The 23,351-nt window shown below is 61.9% G+C and carries 23 protein-coding genes; 5 read left to right on the top strand and 18 right to left on the bottom strand.

From position 1 onward, the window contains the following. Positions 1-25: 25 nt before the first annotated feature. The 9 genes from AC1DLV_RS00675 to gstA all read right to left on the bottom strand — a co-directional run bounded on the left by AC1DLV_RS00675 (position 26) and on the right by gstA (position 7,039). The gene (locus AC1DLV_RS00675; protein WP_476800468.1) at positions 26-2,248 is read right to left on the bottom strand and encodes a transglycosylase domain-containing protein; all 2,223 of its coding nucleotides are present in this window, start codon (positions 2,246-2,248) and stop codon (positions 26-28) included. Between the two features lie 124 nt (positions 2,249-2,372). Next, complete coding sequence (locus AC1DLV_RS00670) at positions 2,373-2,573, bottom strand: hypothetical protein (RefSeq protein ID WP_476800469.1); 201 nt, start codon at positions 2,571-2,573, stop codon at positions 2,373-2,375. Between the two features lie 35 nt (positions 2,574-2,608). Further along, positions 2,609-2,857, bottom strand: a complete 249-nt coding sequence (locus AC1DLV_RS00665; protein ID WP_476800470.1) for a hypothetical protein — start codon at positions 2,855-2,857, stop codon at positions 2,609-2,611. Between the two features lie 72 nt (positions 2,858-2,929). Beyond that, positions 2,930-3,229, bottom strand: coding sequence for a hypothetical protein (locus AC1DLV_RS00660; protein ID WP_476782324.1), 300 nt, complete (start codon positions 3,227-3,229; stop codon positions 2,930-2,932). A gap of 149 nt (positions 3,230-3,378) precedes the next feature. After that, positions 3,379-3,996, bottom strand: a complete 618-nt coding sequence (locus tag AC1DLV_RS00655; RefSeq protein ID WP_476800471.1) for a ribonuclease D — start codon at positions 3,994-3,996, stop codon at positions 3,379-3,381. A gap of 76 nt (positions 3,997-4,072) precedes the next feature. Beyond that, positions 4,073-5,461 carry a M20/M25/M40 family metallo-hydrolase gene (locus tag AC1DLV_RS00650; protein WP_476800472.1) on the bottom strand — a complete coding sequence of 463 codons (1,389 nt, stop codon included), beginning with the start codon at positions 5,459-5,461 and terminating at the stop codon, positions 4,073-4,075. Between the two features lie 371 nt (positions 5,462-5,832). Then, a complete protein-coding gene (locus tag AC1DLV_RS00645) occupies positions 5,833-6,018 on the bottom strand; it encodes a tautomerase family protein (RefSeq protein ID WP_476800473.1) in 186 nt (61 codons plus the stop codon). Positions 6,019-6,041: 23 nt separating this feature from the next. Next, positions 6,042-6,437, bottom strand: a complete 396-nt coding sequence (locus AC1DLV_RS00640; RefSeq protein WP_476800474.1) for a nuclear transport factor 2 family protein — start codon at positions 6,435-6,437, stop codon at positions 6,042-6,044. Further along, on the bottom strand, positions 6,434-7,039 hold the full coding sequence (gene gstA / locus AC1DLV_RS00635) for a glutathione transferase GstA (RefSeq protein WP_476800475.1): 606 nt from the start codon (positions 7,037-7,039) through the stop codon (positions 6,434-6,436). Before gstA ends, AC1DLV_RS00640 begins: the two co-directional genes overlap by 4 nt. Before the next feature lie 143 nt (positions 7,040-7,182). Here gstA and AC1DLV_RS00630 point away from each other — a divergent pair, with 143 nt between their 5' ends. The 4 genes from AC1DLV_RS00630 (at position 7,183) to AC1DLV_RS00615 (ending at position 12,556) form a co-directional block, all read left to right on the top strand. Then, positions 7,183-7,575 (top strand): winged helix-turn-helix transcriptional regulator, encoded by a 393-nt coding sequence (locus AC1DLV_RS00630; protein ID WP_476800476.1) that lies wholly within the window; start codon positions 7,183-7,185, stop codon positions 7,573-7,575. An 82-nt stretch (positions 7,576-7,657) separates the two neighbouring features. Then, entirely contained in the window at positions 7,658-8,089 is a 432-nt protein-coding gene (locus tag AC1DLV_RS00625) for an N-acetyltransferase family protein (protein ID WP_476800477.1), read from the top strand. A 253-nt stretch (positions 8,090-8,342) separates the two neighbouring features. After that, entirely contained in the window at positions 8,343-11,345 is a 3,003-nt protein-coding gene (polA, locus tag AC1DLV_RS00620; RefSeq protein WP_476800478.1) for a DNA polymerase I, read from the top strand. Positions 11,346-11,926: 581 nt separating this feature from the next. Next, positions 11,927-12,556: a LysE family translocator gene (locus tag AC1DLV_RS00615; protein ID WP_476800480.1), complete on the top strand. Its 630-nt coding sequence runs from the start codon at positions 11,927-11,929 to the stop codon at positions 12,554-12,556. A 3-nt stretch (positions 12,557-12,559) separates the two neighbouring features. Here AC1DLV_RS00615 and AC1DLV_RS00610 read toward each other — a convergent pair whose 3' ends face one another. The 8 genes from AC1DLV_RS00610 to AC1DLV_RS00575 all read right to left on the bottom strand — a co-directional run bounded on the left by AC1DLV_RS00610 (position 12,560) and on the right by AC1DLV_RS00575 (position 20,486). Next, positions 12,560-12,973, bottom strand: coding sequence for a Fur family transcriptional regulator (locus AC1DLV_RS00610; RefSeq protein ID WP_476783695.1), 414 nt, complete (start codon positions 12,971-12,973; stop codon positions 12,560-12,562). A 173-nt stretch (positions 12,974-13,146) separates the two neighbouring features. After that, complete coding sequence (mgrA, locus tag AC1DLV_RS00605) at positions 13,147-14,199, bottom strand: L-glyceraldehyde 3-phosphate reductase (RefSeq protein WP_476800481.1); 1,053 nt, start codon at positions 14,197-14,199, stop codon at positions 13,147-13,149. A 61-nt stretch (positions 14,200-14,260) separates the two neighbouring features. After that, the gene (locus AC1DLV_RS00600; RefSeq protein ID WP_476800482.1) at positions 14,261-15,403 is read right to left on the bottom strand and encodes a Gfo/Idh/MocA family protein; all 1,143 of its coding nucleotides are present in this window, start codon (positions 15,401-15,403) and stop codon (positions 14,261-14,263) included. A gap of 10 nt (positions 15,404-15,413) precedes the next feature. Further along, on the bottom strand, positions 15,414-16,160 hold the full coding sequence (locus AC1DLV_RS00595; protein WP_476800483.1) for a sugar phosphate isomerase/epimerase family protein: 747 nt from the start codon (positions 16,158-16,160) through the stop codon (positions 15,414-15,416). A 24-nt stretch (positions 16,161-16,184) separates the two neighbouring features. After that, positions 16,185-17,267: an ABC transporter ATP-binding protein gene (locus AC1DLV_RS00590; protein ID WP_476800484.1), complete on the bottom strand. Its 1,083-nt coding sequence runs from the start codon at positions 17,265-17,267 to the stop codon at positions 16,185-16,187. 4 nt (positions 17,268-17,271) lie between these two features. Further along, complete coding sequence (locus AC1DLV_RS00585; protein ID WP_476800594.1) at positions 17,272-18,192, bottom strand: carbohydrate ABC transporter permease; 921 nt, start codon at positions 18,190-18,192, stop codon at positions 17,272-17,274. A gap of 25 nt (positions 18,193-18,217) precedes the next feature. Continuing rightward, positions 18,218-19,120, bottom strand: a complete 903-nt coding sequence (locus AC1DLV_RS00580) for a carbohydrate ABC transporter permease (RefSeq protein WP_476800485.1) — start codon at positions 19,118-19,120, stop codon at positions 18,218-18,220. A gap of 127 nt (positions 19,121-19,247) precedes the next feature. Then, positions 19,248-20,486, bottom strand: coding sequence for an ABC transporter substrate-binding protein (locus AC1DLV_RS00575; RefSeq protein WP_476800486.1), 1,239 nt, complete (start codon positions 20,484-20,486; stop codon positions 19,248-19,250). 353 nt (positions 20,487-20,839) lie between these two features. Here AC1DLV_RS00575 and AC1DLV_RS00570 point away from each other — a divergent pair, with 353 nt between their 5' ends. Next, positions 20,840-21,901 carry a LacI family transcriptional regulator gene (locus tag AC1DLV_RS00570; RefSeq protein WP_476836090.1) on the top strand — a complete coding sequence of 354 codons (1,062 nt, stop codon included), beginning with the start codon at positions 20,840-20,842 and terminating at the stop codon, positions 21,899-21,901. Here the strand turns inward: AC1DLV_RS00570 and gndA are convergent. Continuing rightward, the gene (gene gndA / locus AC1DLV_RS00565; RefSeq protein WP_476800488.1) at positions 21,898-23,316 is read right to left on the bottom strand and encodes an NADP-dependent phosphogluconate dehydrogenase; all 1,419 of its coding nucleotides are present in this window, start codon (positions 23,314-23,316) and stop codon (positions 21,898-21,900) included. The genes AC1DLV_RS00570 and gndA overlap by 4 nt on opposite strands. Positions 23,317-23,351: the final 35 nt, after the last annotated feature.

The raw sequence follows: 23,351 nt of genomic DNA, 5'->3' as shown, positions 1-23,351 counted from the left end.
GTTCGGCAAGCCAGGTAAGCGGGGGCTAATTCCCCAACAGCACGTCGAGAATGGACGTCTCGCGGCGCTGGGTCGGGCCGCCAACATCGCCCGGCGGCACGGGGCGGCCGATCGAGGCAGTCGAGGATTGCTCCTGCGGCATCGCACCGGCATCGCCGACCTGCTCCACCGGCCGGCGCTGCTGTTGCTGCTGCGCCGGCTGCGGCGCTGCCGGGAAGCTGTTGTCGTCGAGCGGCTGGCTTTCCACTGCCACGTCGGGTGCAGCGGCACGCGGCGTCCATGAGCCCGGCAATGCCGCCACCGGCACGCCCTCATGGGCCGCCACCATGAATTCATGCCAGGCAAGTGCCGGCAGCGCGCCGCCGGTGACCTTCTTCATCGGCTTGCCGTCGTCATTGCCGAACCACACGCCGGTGGTCAGGTTTGCGGTGAAGCCGACGAACCAGGCGTCGCGCGAATTCTGGCTGGTACCGGTCTTGCCGGCCGCCGGCCAGGCAAAGGCGGCCTTCTTGGCCGTACCTTCCTCGACTGCACCGGTCATCATCGCGTTCATCATGCCCACGACCTCAGGGCTGATGACACGCGGACCGCCGCCTGCCGTGCTCTCATACAGCACCTTGCCGTCCGTCGTGGTCACCCGCCGGATGATATGCACGTCGGGGCGATAGCCGCCATTGGCGAAGGGCACATAGGCGGCCGTAAGCTCGAGCGGGGTGACTTCCGACGTGCCCAGCGAAATCGAGACATTGGGCTGCAGATCGGATTCGATGCCCATGCGATGGGCCGCTTCGACAACCGCGTTCGGCCCGACTTCCATGGCGAGCTGGGCGGCAACCGAGTTCAGCGACTTCGCAAGCGCTGTCTTCAGCGTCACGCGGCCATAATATTTGCCGTTGTAGTTTTCCGGCGTCCACTTGCCGATCTTTATCGGCGCGTCGTTGCGCATGCTGTCTGGGGTACGGCCCTGCTCCAGGGCTGCCATGTAGACGAACGGCTTGAAAGCCGAGCCCGGCTGGCGCCGCGCTTCGGACGCGCGGTCGAACTGGCTGGTCGAGTAATCGTAGCCGCCGACCATGGCGCGCACGGCGCCCGAATTGTCGATCGACACCAGCGCGCCCTGGCTGACATTGAGCTTTTGGCCGTTCTCATCGATCAGGCGGCGGATCGATTTTTCCGCCAGTTCCTGCAGCGTCAGGTCAACTGTGGTGTCGACGATGATGTCGGAACGCACCTCGCCGATCAGGTCGGGCAGCTCCGCCATCACCCGGTCGGCGACATAATTTTCCGAGCCGGTCCAGAACGAGGCGGCGCGCGTTGCTGGCGCGCTCATCGCGGTGGTCAGTTCCTTTTGGCCAATCATGTCCTGGTCGCGCATCGCTGCCAGCACAAGCTGGGCGCGATCGCCAGCAGCCTTCGGGTCGCGTGCCGGCGAAAGCCTGGACGGGGCCTTGAGCAAGCCGGCGAGCAAGGCTGCCTCAGCCAGCGTCACATCGCGCGAGGATTTGCCAAAATAGCGCCGCGAGGCGGCTTCGACGCCATAAGAACCGGAGCCGAAAAACACCCGGTTGAGATACATTTCAAGGATCTGGTCCTTGGTGTGCTTCTGCTCCAGCCAGATCGCCAGAAGCACCTCCTGCACCTTGCGCTCCAATGTGCGGTCGGGCTTCAAGAACAGGTTCTTGGCCAACTGCTGGGTCAGCGTCGAGCCACCTTGGGTGAAGCGCCCATGCAGGAACCTTGTCGACACGGCACGCGCCAGGCCGATCGGGTCGAAGCCGAAATGCGAATAGAAGCGCTTGTCTTCAATCGCGATCACGGCCTGGGGAATGTAGGGCGACATCTGGTGCAGGCCGACGGCCTCGCCGCCGGTCATGCCGCGATTGGCGATCAGCTTGCCGTCGACGCCGACGATCTTGATGTTGGGCGAGCGATCGGGGATCGCCCAGGTCGTGGCACTCGGCATCTTGGCGCCGTAATAGACAACGATGCCGGCGGCAGCGATGCCGCCCCAGATAGCGAGCACAAAGCACCAGTAGACCAGTCGGCCGACGATGCCGAACATGCCACGGCGGGGCTTCTTGGCCCGGCCGCGCGACGTCGACCTTGTCTTGGAGGATTTGCGTTTGGCCGGGGCTTTGCGGCTAGGCACGACGCGATCCTCCTCGCGCACCGAAAACACCTCGTCTTCCGCATCGTTGCGCGGGCTGTCGAAGCTGGGCTCGATGCGTCTGTCTTTTCGGTTCGCCATACCTGTCTGTCCGGCCCCCATGCCAATGGCGTTCCGGTTGGACATTAAATGCGGCGATTTAAGGAGGCATTAAGTCAAGCGGTGTGGAGAAGCGCGGCTGCCACAGGGGTAGTCGCTTACAGCTTCAAGGCCCAATTGTCTTGTTAAGAGCAGCCGAAATGCGCTCACGCAAGATTTCGGCGATATCGGTGTCCATGTGCAAGCGAACCCGTCCGCCGCGCGCATCGACAAGCGTCACCGCCACACCGTCAAGTGTATCGTCCTTGGCCGGCTCGACAGCCGCGACCATGAACTCATGCTCTTTTCGATCGGACTTTTCGGCCATGGCATTTCTCCCTGGCAGGCGACCCGATGATACGCCTATTCTTCCTCGTCGTCGCCGCCTGGCTTGGACCAGGAATGTGGGGAAATGCGCTTTTGGGTGTCGCTGTCGACATAGGCCCACCAGCCCTCGTCGCTGTCGTCCCATTGGCCGCCAGCGGCCTTGAGGCGGTCCAGCGAACGGTATTGCGCAAGCGATTCATTTTCCTGGCCATCGCGGTCGGTCCAATAGACCATGACCTTCGAGCCATCCTTGGGAGCGGTGGCGATCGGCAATTTGGCGCTCATGCGGTTCCCCTCAAATCTGATTGCGAACAATAGCCGACCGCGCGGCCCGGTAAAGCCACGCGGCGGCGCATGTCATCGGCGCGTCAGCAATGCCGCCAAAAGACCGAAAACGGCAACGCCCACGAGCGCGGTCGTCATCGGATTGTCTTGAGCAGTCTTTTGAGCTGCACGCGCCTGCTTGCGCATCGCCGGCATCGCGTCTGAAAAACGTTCGTAGAACCCATCATAAAGCTCGGAGGCGCTTTCGCGGGTATCGGCAAGTGCTGCCGTGCTGCGCTTGGACATCGCCTTGGTCAGCGAAGCGACCTGCTTGGTCAGCTGGGAAACCTGTTCTTCGAGGTCGGTCTGGATTTCTTCACGGGTCGTGGCCATTCGGGTATATCCTTTCACGAGATTACCCAGCCCAAACGGCTCAGCCGCCCAGTTCGTTCCCAAAAAAGGCGCGTCCAATGCCCGTCATCCCGAAAACCGATGTCGGTTTTCGGGAGGGAAAATACGCGATTTCAATAAGTTGGCAGATTTCAGCTGTGGGCGAAGATGTCTTCTTCGTCCCAGCCTATCAGGTCGAGCTTGGCGCGGGTGGGAAGGAAGCGGAAGCAGGCCTCGGCTTCCTTGGTACGGCCATCACGTTCAAGCCGACCTGCCAGAACGTCGCGCAGGCGGTGCAGGTAAAGCACGTCGGACGCGGCATATTCCAGCTGCTCGGGCGAAAGCGTCTCGGCCGCCCAATCCGACGACTGCTGCTGCTTCGACAGGCTGACGCCCAAAAGCTCGTTGCAGATGTCCTTGAGGCCGTGGCGGTCGGTGTAGGTGCGGCAAAGGCGCGAGGCGATCTTGGTGCAGAACACCGGCTCGGCCATGACGCCGAAGGCATTGTAGAGCACGGCAATGTCGAAGCGGCCGAAATGAAACAGCTTGGTGATCTTGCGGTCCTTGAGCAGGGCAACGAGGTTCGGTGCCTTCTTCTGCCCCGGCGCGATCTGGATCACGTCGGCAGTGCCGTCGCCCGGCGAAATCTGCACGACGCAGAGGCGATCGCGATGCGGGTTCAGCCCCAGCGTTTCAGTGTCGATGGCGACCGCATCGACATTGTAGTGGGTGAGGTCGGGCAGGTCGTTCTTGTGAAAGCGGATGGTCATTGTCTTCTCCGATCGCGGCTTGGCTCGTCCTCGCCGCGATCGGATGAAAAATCAACAGAAAGTTGGTCTTAGAGGGTCACGAACGGGTCAGCGCCTCAAGAATGCGGGCCCAGGAGCGCTGGCCTTTGTGGAACGAGGTCAAGTCGTACTTCTCGTTGGGCGAATGGATGCGATCGTCGGGCAGAGCGAAACCGACCAGCAGCGACTCCATGCCGAGATAGGTCTGGAAGTCGCCGACGATCGGGATCGAGCCGCCCATGGCAATCATCACCGTCTGCTTCGACCACTCGTCCGACAGCGCTTCCTTGGCTTTGCCCAGGAAGGGTGAGTCGTACGACAGCTGGATCGCCGGCGAGCCGCCATGCTCGTGGAACTCGACACTGCAATCGGCGGGGATGCGCGCCTTGACGAAATCGCGGAAGGCGGTGCGGATCTTTTCGGGATCCTGCTTGTGAACGAGGCGGAACGAAACCTTCGCCGAAGCTTGCGCCGCGATCACCGTCTTGAAGCCCTTGCCGGTGTAGCCCCCGATGATGCCGTTGAATTCGGCTGTCGGCCGTGCCCAGACCAGTTCGAGCACCGAACGGCCCTTTTCGCCCGATGGAATCGACAGGCCGACCTCGCCGAGGAATTTCTCGGCCGTTTCGCCCAGCGTTTCCCACGACTTCAATATCTGGGACGGAATTTCTTCGACGCCGTCATAGAAGCCGGGAATGGTGACATGGCCGGTGTCGTCGTGGATGTCGGCGAGCACCTTGGCGAGGACGCGCACCGGGTTGGCGGCAGCACCGCCATATTCGCCCGAATGCAGGTCGCGATCGGCGGCGTGAACCGTAATCTCTTCACCGACCAGTCCGCGCAGCGCAATCGAGATCGCCGGGGTATCGCGGTCCCACATGCCGGTGTCGCAGACCATGGCGAAATCGGCCTTGAGCTCTTCGGCATTGGCGTCGAGGAACGGCTTGAGCGACGGCGAGCCGGACTCTTCTTCGCCTTCGAACAATAGCGTGATCTTGCACGGCAGGCCGCCATGCACCTCTTTCCAAGCGCGACAGGCCTCGACGAACAGCATCAGCTGGCCCTTGTCGTCGGACGAGCCACGGCCGGTGATGACCTTGAGGCCAGGCGCGATTTCCTTGATCTTGGGATCGAACGGATCGCTCTCCCACAGCTCCAGCGGGTCTACCGGCTGGACGTCGTAATGGCCGTAAAACAGCACATGCGGCGAACCGGCGGGGCCGTCATGATGGGCAACGACCATCGGATGGCCCGGGGTGTCGCGGACGCTGGCGTCGAAACCGATGGTCTTGAGGTCGGCGACCAGCCATTCGGCGGCCTTGCGGCACTCGCCTGCAAAAGTCGGATCGGTGGAGATCGATTTGATGCGAAGCAGGCCGAAAAGGCGCTCCAGAGACTGATCGAGGTTTTTATCGAGACGGTCGAGAACGGGCGCGAGCGCGGTCATGTTGGTGCCTTTCGATTCTTCTGGGCCGCAACCTAGTGACCGAAGAGGAAAACGAAAAGCCGGCAAGATTGGGCCAGCGACCGGGGATGGGAGTGCCTTGCTGTGTTGGGAATAAAAAAGTGCCGCCGTGGTGGAGGGGTAGCCACGGCGGCACATCTTTAAACGGTGCGGCAGCCCGGAGAGGGGGATGAGGCTGCCGCAGGGTCCGGATAGGCGGGGGACGGGCCTGAGACCGGACTTCGGCAAAAACTGCCGATGCCCACTATTTGTTCCTTTGAACGTGGCGATTCAAGGGCACGAAGATTACACTTTTGTAACATGACCGTGATTGACCCCGCTGCACGGTCTCAGCCCTTGGCCTGTTTGCAGCGCTATTCGCTCATTGGCAGTCCGCCAACACCCAAATCCTGCAGATCGACTTCATTGATAACCACAAATGTCATGGCGGGCTTCTTGCCGAGAATATCGACCAGAAGATCAGTGGTGCCCTTGATCAGGGCCAGCTTCTGCTCAGGCGTGACGCCTTCACGGCTGATCTTGATATTGATGTAAGGCATTCTTGTGCTCGCGCTCCATGCCGTCAGTTCGATTGCAGATCGAAGTGAAAAACCTTCGACATGATCTGCCAGCGGCCCTCGAGCTTCACCAGGGTAAGCAAATCGGTGAAGAGCTTCGGCCCAATGGCGCAGTTGAGCCGGACAAAAGCCGTAACTGGTCCTGCGAACTCGATGGAAACGATGCGATCGACCCGAGGCTCCGACCGGCTGGCGGGCGAAGGCCGCTTGTCAACGATGGGGAAATACTCCGCCATGGTCAGGTGGAGCAATTTGCCTTCCGTGGCGCAGGCGTAGATCGCCAAAGGATGGAAAATCGCCTGCAAACGCTGCGTGTCGCTGAAATAGAGCCCGTCGAAATAGTTTGCGAGCGCATCCGCCACTTCGGCATAGGCCGAACCGATGTCGGCAGTTTCGCTCATGCGAGCCCCTCCGCAGCCATCGCGGCCACGACCGACGGACGCTGGCGCATGCGTTCGACGAAGGCGGCAAGCCCCGGCCATCTGTCGAGACCGATGCCCGTCGGGCCGGTCCAGGTGGCAACGACGAACAGATAGGCGTCCGCCACTGAAAAACTATCGCCGAGCAGATAGTTTCGGCCATCGCTGAACTGCTTTTCCAGATGATCGAGGCGATGTCCGACTTTCGCCGCAGCCTTGTCCCTCGCCTCGCCCGTTGCGCCATGGAAGATGGGCGCAAATGCCTGGTGTAGTTCCGAGGCGATGTAATTCAGGTGCTCCTGCAGGCGTGCCCGCGCCAGCGTGCCGGGCTTGGGTGCCAGTTGGTACGCACCGTTGCTGTCGGCGAGATACTGGACGATCGCCGCGCCCTCGGTCAGCACTTCGCCGTCGGCCAGCCGAAGTGCTGGCACGTAGCCCTTGGGGTTGATGGCGCGCAAATCGGCGCCGGTTTCGGTCACCTTGGTCGTGCCGTCGACGCGCTCGATGTCGAAGTCGCGGCCGAGTTCGCGCAGCACGATATGCGGGGAAAGCGAGCAGGCGCCGGGTGAATAATAGAGTTTCATGGATGCATTTCCTTGCGTCACGAGTTGACGCGGCATGGCTAGCAGACCTTCATTACCTTTGGATACCTGGTAACTTGTGGTGATCGACACTTTGAGGTAACCACGCGGTAACGCCGGTTTCCCGGCGGTAACGGAGCAAGATCATGGCCCTGAAGGTCCGCAAGAACGGCGCGCCCCACCCGCCCGACGTTTGTCCGCTCGGCGAGTGCATGTCGCTACTCGGCGGGGCCTGGACGCCCAACATCATCTGGTATCTGAGCGCTGGCCCGCGCCGGTTCGGTGAGCTGCGCCATGATATTCCCGAGGTGTCGGCCAAAGTTCTGACCGCGCGGCTGCGCGATCTCGAACAGAAGGGAGCCGTCTGGCGCCGTGTCATGCCGACCTCGCCGCCGTCGGTCGAATACGGGCTGACTGAGCTCGGAGAGGAGTTCTTGCCAGCCATAGCGGCAATCGTCACGATCGGTCACAAGATCAAGCTGCGCCGGGCCGCAGAGGCAGCTGGCCAGCCCGGCGAGGCGGCGATACCTGCCGCCTGACGCCCGGTGGCCAAATCAACAGTGGAATGACCAACCCATGCCCGTCAATGTCCGAGCCGCCCTGCCGCAAGACGCAAGCGCGATGGCGCGAATCCTGAACGAAATCATCGAGATCGGAGGAACGACGGCGCACCGCGAGCGGTTCGATGAGCAGCGCATCATCAGCTACTTCATCTCGCCGAAACTCGGAATCAGCTGCTTCGTGGCACTGGAAGGCGAGCAGCTGCTGGGGTTCCAGTCACTCGAATGGTCCGACCCGGACTGGCCGGGCGATCGGCTGCCCGCCGACTGGGGCATTGTCGCTACCTTCGTCGATCCGCACGCGCACAAGAGAGGCGCTGGACGGGCACTGTTCGCCAACACAGTGGAAGCTGCGAAAAAGGCCGGCGTCAGCTTCATCGACGCGACGATCCGTAGGGAAAACACCGGCGGCCAGGCATTTTATCAAGGGATCGGCTTCACCGACTATCGCGAAGGAGCCGAGACCGTTTCCAAGCGGTTCGCTCCATTCTGAAAGGCAACATCGTCGCCCTATGCGGTGCTGAATGTTGTCGGCTGCAGGACATTGGCGATCACCCTTCGACGACACCTGGACGTCCGTGCCATCGACTTCTCGGCCGCCTCAGCCCGTTTCGGAGCGGGCAGCGCGTGCGATTGCGCAATCTCGACATCCATGCACCCGCCACCCGTCAACGACTTGTCAGTAGACGGCGGCAAGACCAGCTTGACCATGGACAGCCGCGCTGTGCCAAGCTACCCGTATCGCCATGAAAAAAGGCGATCATCTCTTCCTTGTCGACGGCTCCGGCTACATCTTCCGCGCCTATCACGCGCTGCCGCCGCTGACCCGCAAATCCGACGGCCTGCCGGTCGGCGCTGTCTCGGGTTTCTGCAACATGCTGTGGAAGCTGATGCTCGACGCTCGCAACACCGACGCCGGTGTGGTGCCGACCCACTTCGCCGTCATCTTCGACTATTCTTCGAAGACCTTCCGCAACGAGCTCTACCCCGAATACAAGGCCAATCGCTCGGCGCCGCCTGAGGATCTGATCCCGCAATTCGGCCTGATCCGCCAGGCAACCAAGGCCTTCGAGCTGCCCTGCATCGAGATGGAAGGTTTTGAGGCCGACGATCTGATCGCAACTTATGCGCGGCTCGCCTGCGAGGCCGGCGGCGACACCACCATCGTTTCGTCCGACAAGGATCTGATGCAACTCGTCGGCCCGACGGTGTCGATGTACGATCCGATGAAGGATCGCCAGATCAACATTCCCGAGGTCATCGAAAAGTGGGGCGTGCCACCCGAAAAGATGATCGATCTTCAGGCGCTGACCGGCGACTCCGTCGACAACGTGCCGGGCGTGCCCGGCATCGGGCCCAAGACCGCAGCACAGCTGCTTGAGCAGTTCGGCGACCTCGACACGCTGCTCGCCCGCGCCGCCGAGATCAAGCAGGACAAAAGGCGCCAATCGATCATCGACAATGCCGAAAAGGCGCGCATTTCGCGCGAACTGGTACGGCTCAAGCTCGACGTACCGGTGACCGACGGGCTCGACGATTTTGTGCTGCAGCCGCCCAACGGGCCGAAGCTGATCGGCTTCCTCAAGACCATGGAATTCACCTCGCTGACCAGGCGCGTGGCCGAAGCCACCGGCACCGAGGCCGGCGAGATCGAGCCAGCGCCTGTCACGGTGCAATGGGGTGCCGACGCGCATGGGCCGGATGTCGGCTCGGGGGCGGCAGTTTCGAGCCCCTCATCCCCTGCCGGACCTTCTCCCCGTCAAAACGGGGCGAAGGAGGCTGGCCGCAACGCCGACGCCCCCCTCGCCCCGTCCTTACGGGGAGACGGTAAGGGTGAGGGGCAAGACACCCCCACAGCCCTCGCCAACAAGCTGGCCGCAGCGGCAGCGGCGGAGAAGTTCGACCACGCCGCCTATGTCACCATCCGTGACCTCGCGACGCTGAAGGCGTGGGTGGCCGAAGCCACCGAAGCCGGAATCATGGCCTTCGATACCGAGACCAATTCGCTCGACCCGATGCAGGCCGAACTAGTCGGTTTTTCGCTTGCGACAGCGCCCGGCCGCGCTGCCTATGTGCCGCTTGCCCACAAGAGCGGGCGCGGCGATCTTCTGGGCGGCGGGCTGGTCGAAAACCAGATTCCGCTGCGCGATGCCATCGCGGTGTTCAAGCCGCTGCTCGAAGACGCCTCGGTGCTGAAGATCGCGCAGAACCTGAAATACGATCTCGTGGTGATGAACCGCTACGGCATCGACATCAAGTCGTTCGACGACACGATACTGTTGTCATACGTGCTCGACGGCGGCACCAATGGTGGCCACGGCATGGACCCGCTGTCGGAAAAATGGCTTGGCCACACACCGATCGCCTTCAAGACTGTCGCGGGTTCGGGCAAGAGCTTCGTCGGTTTCGACCAGGTCGACATCGACAAGGCCACCGCCTACGCTGCCGAGGACGCCGACGTGACGCTGCGCCTCTGGCGCGTGCTCAAGCCGCGCCTGGCCGCCAAGGGTCTTGCGTCGGTCTACGAACGGTTGGAACGTCCGCTGGTGCCAGTGCTGGCACGGATGGAGCAGCGCGGCATCTCGGTCGACCGCCAGATCCTGTCGCGCCTGTCGGGCGAACTCGCCCAGGGTGCTGCCCGTCTGGAAGACGAAATCAACAGCCTAGCCGGCGAGCGCTTCAACATCGGGTCGCCCAAGCAGCTCGGCGACATATTGTTCGGGCGCATGGGCCTGCCCGGCGGCACCAAGACCAAGACCGGCCAATGGTCGACCTCTGCCCAGGTGCTCGAAGACCTCGCCGCCGAAGGCCACGAACTGCCGCGCAAGATCGTCGACTGGCGCCAGCTGACCAAGCTGAAATCGACCTACACCGACGCCCTGCCCGGCTTCATCAATCCCGAGACCAAGCGCGTCCACACCTCCTACGCGCTCGCCGCCACCACCACGGGCCGGCTGTCGTCGTCGGACCCGAACCTGCAGAACATCCCGATCCGCACCACCGAAGGGCGCAAGATCAGGACTGCCTTCATCGCCGACAAGGGCAACAAGCTGATCTCGGCCGACTACAGCCAGATCGAGCTGCGCGTGCTTGCCCATGTCGCCGACATCGGCCAGCTCAAGCAGGCCTTCGCCGACGGCGTCGACATCCATGCCATGACCGCGTCCGAGATGTTTTCAGTGCCGGTCGCAGGCATGCCGTCGGAAGTGCGCCGCCGCGCCAAGGCGATCAATTTCGGAATCATCTACGGCATCTCGGCCTTCGGCCTCGCCAACCAGCTGTCGATCCCGCGCGAAGAAGCCTCGGATTACATCAAGAAGTACTTCGAGCGCTTCCCCGGCATCCGCGCCTATATGGACGAGACCAAGGCGTTCTGCCGCGACAACGGCTATGTCGAGACCATTTTCGGCCGCCGCATCCACTACCCTGAAATCCGCTCGTCCAACCCTTCGGTGCGCGCCTTCAACGAGCGTGCCTCGATCAACGCGCGGCTGCAAGGCACTGCAGCCGACATCATCCGTCGCGCCATGATCCGCATGGAAGACGCGCTCGTCGCCGCCAATCTGTCGGCACGCATGCTGCTGCAAGTGCATGACGAATTGATCTTCGAGACCGTCGAGAGCGAGGTCGAAGCGACCATCCCCGTCGTGCGCCATGTGATGGAAAACGCCGCCATGCCGGCTGCGTCGATGTCGGTGCCGCTACATGTCGATGCCAACGCGGCGGACAGCTGGGACGAGGCGCACTGATGCACATTACCTTGACCTACAAGGGTCAAATTCAGGGTAACGCAAGAAAGCAAAGTGACGTTTGGCGTCTTAGGAGATCGTTTCATGATCAGCTGTTGAAGCTGCGATCTACTGAGCAATTCGAATATGTACAAAAATGCTCCGATCCTCAGAGCCCGGACGGATATATCGGAATCGATATCGGAGATTCGCGTTACATCCCATTCGTGACCTCAAAAATGCGCACTCGATGCTCACTTTATGTTCGAGTCCTGAGAGGAATACGGCAATACAATCCCGTGCTAGGGAACGTGGATCTCGATAACAGAATCAAGACACTGATCGATGCCCTACGATCTCCCCAGCAGATCGGTGAGCTGAAGGACTCTGACAAAACTGTCAGTTTAGTTTTGCTCCAAGATGACTCATTAATTGACGGCATTACCGTCAAGTCAGACCATTATCTTGCCGAGGACGATGAGAGCGTTGTTTTTGCAATCGTAACGGCCAACATCCATCTTTCGCACGCGACGTGGGATAACCTGCACCTTGGTTACCCAACGGCACCATACTGATGCTCTTTGCATGTGAGTAGCACTGAAATGCAGCTTGCTACGTCATCGGATCTGTCGACGTTATTTTCCTTTGCGCTGACATCGCTCATCATCGAGCTGACGCCGGGGCCGAACATGACCTATCTGGCGCTGGTGTCGGCCAGCGAAGGCCGGCGCGCCGGCTTTGCCACCGTGGCCGGCATCGCGCTCGGCCTTGCCACCATCGGCACAGTCGCTGCACTTGGCGTCACCGAACTCATCCATTCATCGCAGCTGCTCTATGAGCGACTGCGCTGGGCCGGCGTGCTGTTTCTGCTTTATCTCGCATGGGAAGGCTGGAAAGGCGGTGGCGAGGCCATCGCAAACGACACCGACGCCGACCGGCGCTATTTCACGCGCGGGCTCGTCACCAACCTGCTCAACCCGAAGGCTGCGGTCTTCTACGTCGCCGTGCTGCCGACTTTCATCGTCGCCGATCGCCCGGTGCTGTCGCAGACAATCACGCTGACCGCGATCTATGTCGCTGTTGCAACCTGCATCCATGCGCTGATCGTGGTGCTCGCGAGCCGGCTTGAACCGCTGCTCAACGACGCGCGCATCGAAACCATCGCACGGCGCGCGCTTTCGGCACTGCTGGCCGCGGTTGCGATCTGGTTTGCGTTTTCGACGGCGCGGTAAATCCTACGCGGCGAGTGCCGCGCATTTTGCGCAGGTGCCACGGAATTCGATGACGGCCTTCTTGGCGACGAAGCCTGTCGATCCGACCCAATCGTCCAGGCGCTTGCCGATCAGCTCATCGGAGATTTCTGTCACCTGGCCGCAGGTGTCGCAGATGGCGAAGGCCGTCATGCGGTGGTTGTGATGGCTGTGGTCGTGCGGCTCGGAGCAGGCGACGAAGGCGTTCAGGCTTTCCAGCCGGTGGACAAGCCCGTCCTTCAGCAGCACCTCAAGCGCGCGGTAGACCTGCAGCGGCGCGCGGAAGCCCTCGTCGCGCAGCTGGTCAAGCAGCGTGTAGGCGCTGAGCGGCCCGGTCGCCACTTCGAGTTTCTCCAGAACCTTTTGCTGGTTCTTCGTCAGCGTAGCCCGCGCCGCCATTTTTCCGTTTGCACCTTCCTCGGCCAGGCCAATGCCCGGACGGAACAATCCATCGCCTAAGGTGGCGATTGGACAAGGGTTTTGCTAGCGCGTCCGGCCGGCAAAGACAATCTGCCCCAAAAGCAAACGGCGGGAACGCCCGCCGCCTGCATGTTCGCAGCTTTGGCCCAGGCTTACTTCTTCGGCCGTGCCGGGCCTTCGCGTTCCGATGAACGCGCCCAGAGGTTGATGTCGGCCTCGCGAGCATAGGTGTCGATCTCGGCCAGTTCGGCATCGCTGAAAGCAAGGTTCCTGATCGCGCCAACGCAATCCTCGACCTGCTCGGGACGGCTTGCGCCGATCAGCGCCGAAGTCACGCGGCCGCCGCGCAGCACCCAGGCCAGCGCCATCTGCGCCAGCGTCTGGCCGCGACGTTCGGCAATGCCGTTCAGCGCGCGGATATTGGCTAGGTTCTTGTCATTAAGGAAAGCGGGGCGCAGCGACTTGCCCTGCGCCGCACGGCTGCCTTCCGGCACGCCGCCGAGATACTTGCCGGTCAGCATGCCCTGCGCCAGCGGCGAAAACACGATCGAGCCGATACCGAGGCCATCAAGCGCGTCGAGCAGGCCGTCATCCTCGACCCAGCGGTTGATCAGCGAATAACTCGGCTGATGGATCAGGCACGGCGTGCCGAGCCGCTTCAAGATGTCCGCCGCCTCGCGCGTGCGCTGGGCGTTGTAGGACGAGATGCCGGCGTAAAGCGCCTTGCCGGAACGTACCGCGTGGTCGAGCGCGCCCATGGTTTCTTCGAGCGGCGTGTCCGGGTCAAAGCGGTGCGAATAGAAGATGTCGACATAGTCGAGCCCCATGCGCTTCAGGCTCTGGTCAAGGCTCGCCAGCACATATTTGCGGCTGCCCCACTCGCCGTAAGGCCCCGGCCACATGTCGTAGCCGGCCTTGGTCGAGATGATCATCTCGTCGCGAAGGCCAGCGAAATCGGTGCGCAGTATCTCGCCGAATGCCGTCTCGGCCGAGCCAGCGGGCGGGCCATAATTGTTGGCGAGATCGAAATGGGTGATGCCGAGGTCGAATGCCTTTTGGCAGATGGCGCGCTTGGTCTGGTGCGGGGTGTCGTCGCCGAAATTGTGCCACAGCCCGAGCGAGATCGCCGGTAGCTTGAGCCCTGAACGGCCGCAGCGGTTGTAGACCATGTTTTCGTAACGATTGGCGGCCGGCTGCCAGGTCATGATGCTGTCCTCGGAAAGGAAAAGGGGAATCGGCACTTTCGCACCGCTCCCCCTTCTTAGCTCATTTCGACGCGGCGAGGAGCCCCCTTGCGGCTGCGGGTCCAAGGGGCTCCGGCCGTTCACAGGTCGTTTGCATCTCGACGAATTTCTTCGTCTCGCCCGATTTCAGAATACCGGTCATCACGTCGATGACGTGATTGGCAAGCTCGAGCGAGCAGCGGTGCGGCCTGCCCTGCATGATCGCCAGCGCCATGTCGGCCAGGCCCGCCGTGCGGTAATTGGCCATCATGCCATGCGCGTGCTTTTCATTGGGCCTGGAGAACGGGTGGTCCCACTTTGGCAGCGTCTTCACCGCCTTTTCGCCCTTGGTGTAACGCAACTCGCCGCCAAAGAAATTAGGGTCCGGCATGTGGATCGTACCTTGCTCCCCATAAAGCTCCATCGGCGAATGGCCGTTATCCCAGACATCCCAGCTTGAGTTGAAGGTAAAGACCGCCCCACTCTCGAACTCCATCAGCGCGAGGATCGTGGTCGGCGTCGTCACCGGGATCTTTTCGCCGGCACGCGGCTTTGACGAGATCGTGCGTTCCTTGGCCGGGATCGATGACAAAGCAGCGACTCGTTTCACCGGCCCGATCAGCTGAATGAGGTTGGCGATATAGTAGGGTCCGAGGTCGAGGATCGGCCCGCCGCCCGGCTGAAAGAAGAAGTCGGGATTGGGGTGCCAGTGCTCCATGCCATGGCTCATCACGTGGCAGGTGCCGCTAGTGATCTTGCCCAACTTGCCGGTGTCGATCAGGTGCCGCGCCAACTGGTGCGAACCGCCCAGGAAAGTGTCGGGCGCGGAGCCGATGCGCACGCCCTTCTTCTCGGCGCGCCTCTTGAGGTCGAGCCCGTCCTTGATCGCCAGGACGAACGGCTTTTCCGAATAGACATGCTTGCCGGCGTCGATTGCCTGCTTCGACACCTCATAGTGCACCGCCGGAATGGTCAGGTTGACGACGATGTCGATGTCATCAGATGCCAGCAGCCCCTCGACCGTCTCGGCCCGCAGCTTGAATTCCTTCGCCCGCGCCTTCGCCGCATCCATGTTGATGTCGGCGCAGGCGCGCATCTCGATGCCCTTGAATTCCGGCGCGCGCGTAAAATAGGTCTTCGAGATGTTGCCGCAGCCGATCACCCCGACCCCGAGTTTCCTTGCCATATGATGCTCCCTAAAAGGTCTTGGCGGCTGCGATCGAGCGACGCGCGAAGCGCTCGAAATCGGCCGGATTGTCGTGTTCCATGACGAAATATTTTGCCGGCGTGTTCTTGCGCAGCGCCGTCACCAGCCCCGCCCAGTCGACCGTGCCGTGGCCGACATCGGACCAGCCATCCTCGTTGGCCGCCTCGCCCTGCGGGGCAATGTCCTTGACGTGAACGGCCATGATGCGCGGGCCAAACTCCTCGATCCAGTGCAACGGATCGGAACCGCCACGGATCACCCAGGCGACGTCCATCTCCCAGCCGATCTCGGGCGCGGCCGCAAAGATCATGCGCTGGGGCATCGAGCCATATTTGAACGGCACGAATTCGAAATCATGGTTGTGCCAGGCAAAGTCGAAACCGGCCTTGTGGGCTGTGTCGCCGACACGCGCCAGCCTGCGTCCGAAATCGCGCCAGCCCTCGGCATCGACAGGTCGATCCGACGCTTCGAGATAGGGGCAGGCCATCAGCTTCATGCCAAGCGTGGTGGCGATGTCCGCGGCGCGGCCAAAATCCTTTTCCAGCAGGTCGATGCCAAAATGGCCGCTCGGCATGGTGAGCCCGTTCTTGTCGAGCTCGGCCCGAAACGCCTCCGGGTTTTCGTAGACACCGCCAAAGCCCTCGACCTGCGTATAGCCGAGCGCGCCAAGTGTCTTGAGCACATTCTCCCAAGGCTGGAAGTTGCGGGCGCTGTAGAGTTGAAATGACCAGTCCATGTTCTTTGTCCGGTTGGGTTGTTGTCAGATGCGGTTGCCGCTTTGGCCGTCAAACAGCGAGGCGCGCGCCGGGTCGAAGCCGATGCGGAGCTGGTCGCCTGGATGCAGCTGGCGTTCGGCCTCGACGCGGAAGGCAAAGCTCTGGCCGCCAAGCTTCGTCCAGACCAGCGTGTCGGCGCCCATCGGCTCGACGATCTCGACGCTGGCGTCAGTGGCAAACGGCATCGAATGGGCAGCCTCGCCGAGCACGACATGCTCGGGGCGTATGCCGAACACCGCTTTGCCAGTGCTCGCACCGCCTTCGAAGCCATAGCGGTCGAGTGGGATTTTGTTTCCGGCCAAAGAAAATGTCGGTACGGGTCCAGCCTCGACCTCGCCATCCAGAAAATTCATGCCCGGCGAGCCGAGAAAGCCGGCTACGAAGCGATTGACGGGCCGGTTGTAGATCACTTGCGGCGCGTCGAGCTGCTGGATCACCCCGCCCTTCATCACAGCGATGCGGTCGGCCAGCGTCATCGCCTCGATCTGGTCGTGGGTGACGTAAATCATGGTGTTGGCGAGCCTCTGGTGCAGCCGCTTGATCTCGACACGCAGCTCCGAGCGCAGCTTGGCGTCGAGATTGGACAGCGGCTCGTCGAACAGGAAGACGTCGACGTCACGGACAAGAGCACGCCCGATCGCCACGCGCTGGCGCTGGCCGCCCGAAAGGGCTGCCGGCTTGCGCTTGAGCAACGGCTCGATCTGCAGGATTTCGGCGGCGCGGGCGACACGCCTTGATATCTCGTCCCTGGCCATTCCCGCCGTCTTCAGCCCGAACGACAGGTTCCCCTCGACAGTCATCTGCGGGTAGAGCGCATAGGACTGGAACACCATGCCGATGCCACGGTCCTTGGGCTCCTCCCAGGTGACGTTCTTGCCGTTGATGAAGATCTGGCCTTCCGACACGTCGAGCAGGCCGGCGATGCAATTGAGCAAGGTCGACTTGCCGCAACCGGAGGGGCCAAGCAGCACCAGGAACTCGCCCTCCGGCACATCGAGATTAAGCGCCTTGAGCACGTCGAAGGCGCCGAAATTGAGCGAGACGTCCTTGACTACCACGCTGGTCATCGTCTCACCCCTTGACCGCGCCGGCGGCGATGCCGCGGACGAAAAGCTTGCCGGAGACGAAATAGATGACGAGCGGGACCAGCCCCGTCAGCAGGGTTGCTGCCATGTTGACGTTGTACTCCTTCACGCCTTGAACGGCGTTGACGATGTTGTTGAGCTGGACCGTCATCGGATAGGTGTCAGGCTTGGTGTAGACGACGCCGAACAGGAAATCGTTCCAGATGCCGGTGACCTGCAAGATGATCGCCACCACGAAAATCGGCAGCGACATCGGCAGCATGATCCTGAGGTAGATGGTCCAGAAACCGGCGCCATCGACGCGTGCTGCCTTGAACAGTTCTTCCGGCAGCGAGGCGAAATAGTTGCGGAACAACAGCGTCAGGATCGGCATGCCGAAGATGCAATGCACCAGCACCAGCCCAGACAGCGAGCCGTAGAGCCCGATCTCGCGCAACACGATGACGATCGGATAGAGCATCACCTGATAAGGGATAAAGGCGCCGATCACGAGGATGGTGAAGAAGATGTCGGCGCCCTTGAAGCGCCAATTGGCGAGCGCATAGCCATTGACCGAGGCAATGGCGATCGACAGGAACACCGAAGGCACGGTGATCCGCACCGAGTTCCAGAAGCCCCGGCTGAGACCGTCGCAATTAAGCCCTGTGCAAGCGCTCGACCACGCCTTGACCCAGGGTTCGAAGGTGATCTCCATCGGCGGCGAGAAGATGTTGCCGAGACGGATTTCCGGCATGCCCTTCAGCGACGTCACCACCATCACGTAGAGCGGCAGCAAATAGTAGATCGCGACCAGCCCAAGCGTGCCGTAGATGAAGATGTTGCGGCGGGAAAATCTGCGTCGCGGCCTTGGCCCGCTCGGGCCGGCAAGGGCGCTGGCGCGGCCGGCCGGGGCTGCGGCCGCTGCCATGTCGGGCGCGGCACGAAGGACGTGATCAACCATGGCGCCGCTTGCTCCCGAATTCGAGATAGGCCCACGGCACAACAACGATGACCACCGTCAACAGCATCATCGTCGAGGCGGCAAAACCCTGACCGAGATTCTGTGCCAGGAACATGTAGTTGTAGACGTATTTGGCCGGCACTTCAGACGCGATGCCGGGGCCGCCGCTGGTCTGCGCGACGACAAGATCGTAGACCTTGACGATGCCGCTCGCGATGATGACCAGCGTGGTGACCAGCACCGGCCGCATCATCGGAATGACGATGAAAACATAGGTCTTCCAGGTCGGAATGCCGTCGACGCGCGCCGCCTTCCAGATCTCGCCATCGATGCCGCGCAGGCCCGCCAGCATCAGGCACATGATCAGCCCGGTGCCTTGCCACAGTCCTGCGATCAGGATGCCGTAGATGACGATATCGGCGTCGTAGAGCGGATCGAATGTAAAGCTTGACCAGCCAAGATTGCGCACAACCTGCTGGATGCCGAAATCAGGATTGAGAATCCACTGCCAGGCAAGGCCGGTCACGATGAAAGACAGGGCGAACGGGTAGAGGAAGATCGTCCGGAACGTGTTTTCAAAGCGGATCTTCTGGTCCATCAGCGCGGCCAGAAGGAAGCCGATGACCAGCGAAAAGACGAGGGAACAGACCCCGTAAATGGCGAGGTTTTCGACCGCCATCAGCCAGCGCGGCGTCGCCCACAGGCGCTCATATTGTTCGAGACCGACAAAAGTCGCGCGCGGCAGAAGCTTGGAGTTGGTGAAGGAGTAAAACACCGTCCAGGCCGTGCCACCGACGAAGATCACCAGCGCGGTCAAGATCATCGGGATCGACGCGATCTTGGCGCTCAGGTTTCGAAACAACCGGCTCGGCCGGCCCGCCTCGGTCGGGGTCATCGGTCGGATTCCATGGTGTTTGGACGATCTGCCGGTCCCTCCCCTCAAGGGACCGGCAGAGGCCGCTGTCAGCTGCCGCATCAGAACGAGGTCCACCCACCCCGGACAAGCCGGGGCGTCTGTCGCTCTAGTCCGCAGCGGCGATGATTGCAGCGAAGCGCTTCTGTGCGTCCGCCGGCGTCAGTTGCTTGTTGGCGAAGAACTCGACGAACAGGTCGTTGACCTGGGTGACCGAGTCCGCCGACATCAGCTGGTCCGGGGCAGCGATGATGTTGCCCTTGGCCAGGATTTCGAGTCCCTTCTTCATGCAGTCATTGGCGGCTTTCAGATCGACATCGCCGCGAACCGGCAGCGAGCCCTTCTTGAGGTTGAAGGCGACCTGCGTTGTCGGCGACAGCATCACTGAAGCCAGCACCTCCTGCGCCTTGGCCTTTTCAGGATCGGTCTGCTTGGGGAAGTAGAAGGCATCGCCCCCCGTCGAGATGATCTCGTTCACGCCGAGGCCCGGCAGGCAAGTGTAGTCCTTACCAGCTGTCTGCCCGGCAATCTGGAACTCGCCCTGGGCCCAATCGCCCATGATCTGGCCGCCAGCCTTGCCGTTGATGACGAGCGACGTCGCCTGGTTCCATTCCTGGACGTTGGACTTGGCCGACATGGCGCGCGCCTGGTCGGCGGCGGCAAAGACCTTGGCCATCTCGGGGCCAGCGGCCAAGGTGGCGTCCTTGTCGCCAAACACTTTCTGGAAAGTGTCAGGACCAGCGAGCGCGACGAGGATCACCTGGAAAGCAAGCGTCGTCTGCCAGGGCTGCTGGCCAAGCGCGAGTGGCACGATGCCGGCCTTTTCCAGCGCTGGAGCGGCTGCCACGAACTCGTCCCAGTTCTTCGGCACGGCAACGCCAGCGTCGGCGAAGGCCTTGTTTGAAAGCCACAGCCATTGCTGCGAGTGGATGTTGACCGGCACGCAATAAATCTTGCCGTCCAGCGTACAGCCATCGAGCAAGCTCTTGGGGTGGATGAAGTTGGCCCAGCCCTCTTTTGCGGCGAGATCGGTGAAGTCGCGCATCAGCCCGGCCTTGACCAGCTCTTCCGCCTGGCGTCCGTGGTTGAACTGGGTAGCACCCATCGGGTCGCCGCCGGTGATGCGTCCGATCATGACCGGACGGGCAACGTCGCCGGAGCCGGCGATAGCACCGTCGACCCACTTGTTTCCGGTAGCATCGAAGGCCTTGGCGAGTTCGGCAACCGCCGCCGCCTCGCCGCCGGAGGTCCACCAATGCGTCACTTCGAGATCCGTCGCGGAAGCCGAACCAGTGGCTCCAAACGCGACCCCCGCTGCCAATACAGCGGTCGTCAGCCTATAACGCATCGTACTCCTCCCTGAATCTGAAACGTTACAGATACGGACGTTATGCGATGTTTTTGCGTGCCGCAATGGGTGGCATCGATTTTCTTCGCACCTCGAACTAAAGCGGCAAGTTTGGAAGCGAGCACCAAACTCGTTCAAAACCGCTGCAATGCAGCATTATCGAACAAAATACAAAGATGAATCAACGATCGCCACTCGTGCTGCAACGCATGATCGCTGGGCATGCAGCGAGCCCGATGACGGCCAGATCCAAGGAAAATCGGTACAATCTGAAACGTTACAGGTGTTGCGGTACACCCTTGCAAGGTTCATGATGCAAATGCGATATGCGCCGAGCAGGGAATACGGCGGGCATGGCCATGAACGACAAGACACCGCCGGACGAAAATGCGGAGCAGGCGACCGCCGGCGAAGCCAACCCGCCGACGCTGAAGACCATCGCCTTCATGACCGGTCTTGGTGTCACCACGGTCTCGCGCGCGCTGAAGGATGCGCCTGAAATCGGCGCGGCAACCAGGCAGCGCGTGCAGCTTGTCGCCCGCCAGATCGGCTATCGGCCCAACCGCGCCGGCGTGCGCCTCAGAACCGGAAAGACCAATGTCATCAGCCTAGTGCTCAACACCGAAGAGCAGATCGGCGGCTTCGTTTCCGACCTGATCTACGGCATCTCCGAAGCCCTGGCGCAGACGCCCTATCACCTCGTCGTCACTCCCTATTCGCGCAACAACGACCCGCTTGAGCCGGTGCGCTATGTCGTCGACACGGCCTCCGCCGACGGCGTCATCATTTCGCGCACCGAACCCGACGACAAGCGCGTACGCTACATGACCGAACGCGGCATGCCCTTCGCCACCCATGGCCGCACGCATATGGGCATCGAGCATGCGTTCCACGACTTCGACAACTATGCCTACTCGGTCGAAGCGGTGAAGAAGCTGGCGAGCCTCGGGCGCAAGCGGCTGGCCTTGCTCGCCCCGCCTTCCAATCTCAGCTATTACCAACACATGCGCGATGGCTTTGCCGACGCGCTGATGGACAATGGCTTGAGCGAAGTCCCGTTCCCCACCGCCACGGTCGATCACTCGATCGAAGATATCCGCAAGCTCACCGCCGATCTGATGCGCCGGCCCAACCGTCCCGACGGCTTTGTCAGCGGCGCGGGCGCCGGCACATTTGCGCTTGTCGCAGGTGTCGAGGATGCCGGCTTCAAGCTCGGCCAGGATGTCGACATCGTCTCCAAGCAGTCGTCAAAGCTGCTACATCTGCTTCGTCCGCAGCTTTATGTCGTCAATGAAGATGTCAGGCTGGCCGGCGCGGAGCTTGCCCGCGCCGTTCTCGGCCGCATCGCCGGCCGCGACATCGCCTCGCTGCAGAGCCTGAGCAAGCCAAGCGCCGTCGAGGCCTACGAGGCTTAGTTTCCGCTGCCCCACGGGCCATGGAACGCGCCCGGCGCATCGATGCGCTCGAAGCCATGGGCGCCGAAGAAGTCGCGCTGCGCTTGGGTCAGGTCGGTCGAACCGCGGCCCTGACGATAGCCGTCGAAATAAGCAAGTGCTGACGACAATGCCGGCACCGGCAGGCCGGCTTCGGCGGCGCGGGCGACGATGCGGCGCAGCGAGGGATGCGCCTTGCCCATCATCTCGACAAAGGCCGGCACCATCAGGAGATTAGTCGATGCGTCGGCCTTGCCGAAGGCTTCGGCGATGGTGTCGAGGAACTGCGAGCGGATAATGCAGCCGGCGCGCCAGATCTTGGCGATCGTCGGCATCGGCAGGTTCCAGCCGAACTCCTTGGAGGCTGCGGCCATGACCGCAAAGCCCTGCGCATAGGCGGCGATCTTGCCTGCAAACAATGCAAGTTCGAGATCGTGAAGCACCTCGTCCTTGCCGCCGGCAAACTTGAGCGTGTTGGCACCATAGGCCTTTTCCGCGGCCAGCCGTTCGTCCTTCATCGACGACAGCACGCGCGCCGCGACCGCCGCTTCTATAGCGGTTGCAGGAATACCAAGCTGCTGGGCTTCGATCACCGACCACTTGCCGGTGCCCTTTTGGCCAGCGCGGTCGAGGATGATGTCGACCACGGGCCGGCCGGTCTTGGGGTCGTCGGCTTCGAGCACGGAGGCGGTGATCTCGATCAGATAGGATTCAAGACGGCCCTTGTTCCAGCCGGCGAAAACCGGGGCGATCTCTTTCGGCTTCATGCCGAGCCCATCGCGCAGGATGCCGTAGATCTCGGCAATCATCTGCATGTCGGCATATTCGATGCCGTTGTGGATGGTCTTGACGAAATGGCCGGCGCCATCGGTGCCGAGCCAGGCGGCACAGGGCTCACCCTTGAATTTGGCCGAGATCGCGGTCAGCACGCCTTCGACACGCTTGTAGGATTCGGGCGTGCCGCCGACCATGATCGAGGGGCCGTGGCGCGCGCCCTCCTCGCCGCCCGAAACGCCCATTCCGATGAAGGTCAGGCCCGAGCCCTCAAGCTCCTTGAAGCGGCGCATGGTGTCGCGGAAATTGGCGTTGCCGGCATCGATGATGATGTCGTTGGCCGACATGACACTGCGCAGTGCTGCGATCTGTTCGTCGACGGGGGTTCCCGCCAGCACCATGATGATGACAGGACGCGGCGGGCGAATGGCAGCGGTAAGTTCTTCGATCGAACCACATGGCACGACCATATCGCGCAGCGCGCCAGCCGATTCGACAAACGCTTGCGTGCGGGCAGGCGTGCGGTTGAAGACGGCGATGCGGTGGCCCTTTTCGGCGATGTTCAGCGCCAGGTTCGAGCCCATCGTGCCCAATCCGATCAGTCCGATTTCGGCTTTTTCCATGGTCGTTATCCCGTCTGCTGATTTCACGTGCCAGA

It is taken from the genome of Aminobacter sp. 01T433 (assembly GCF_056398585.1).
This window is presented reverse-complemented; position numbering and strand designations above follow the sequence as displayed.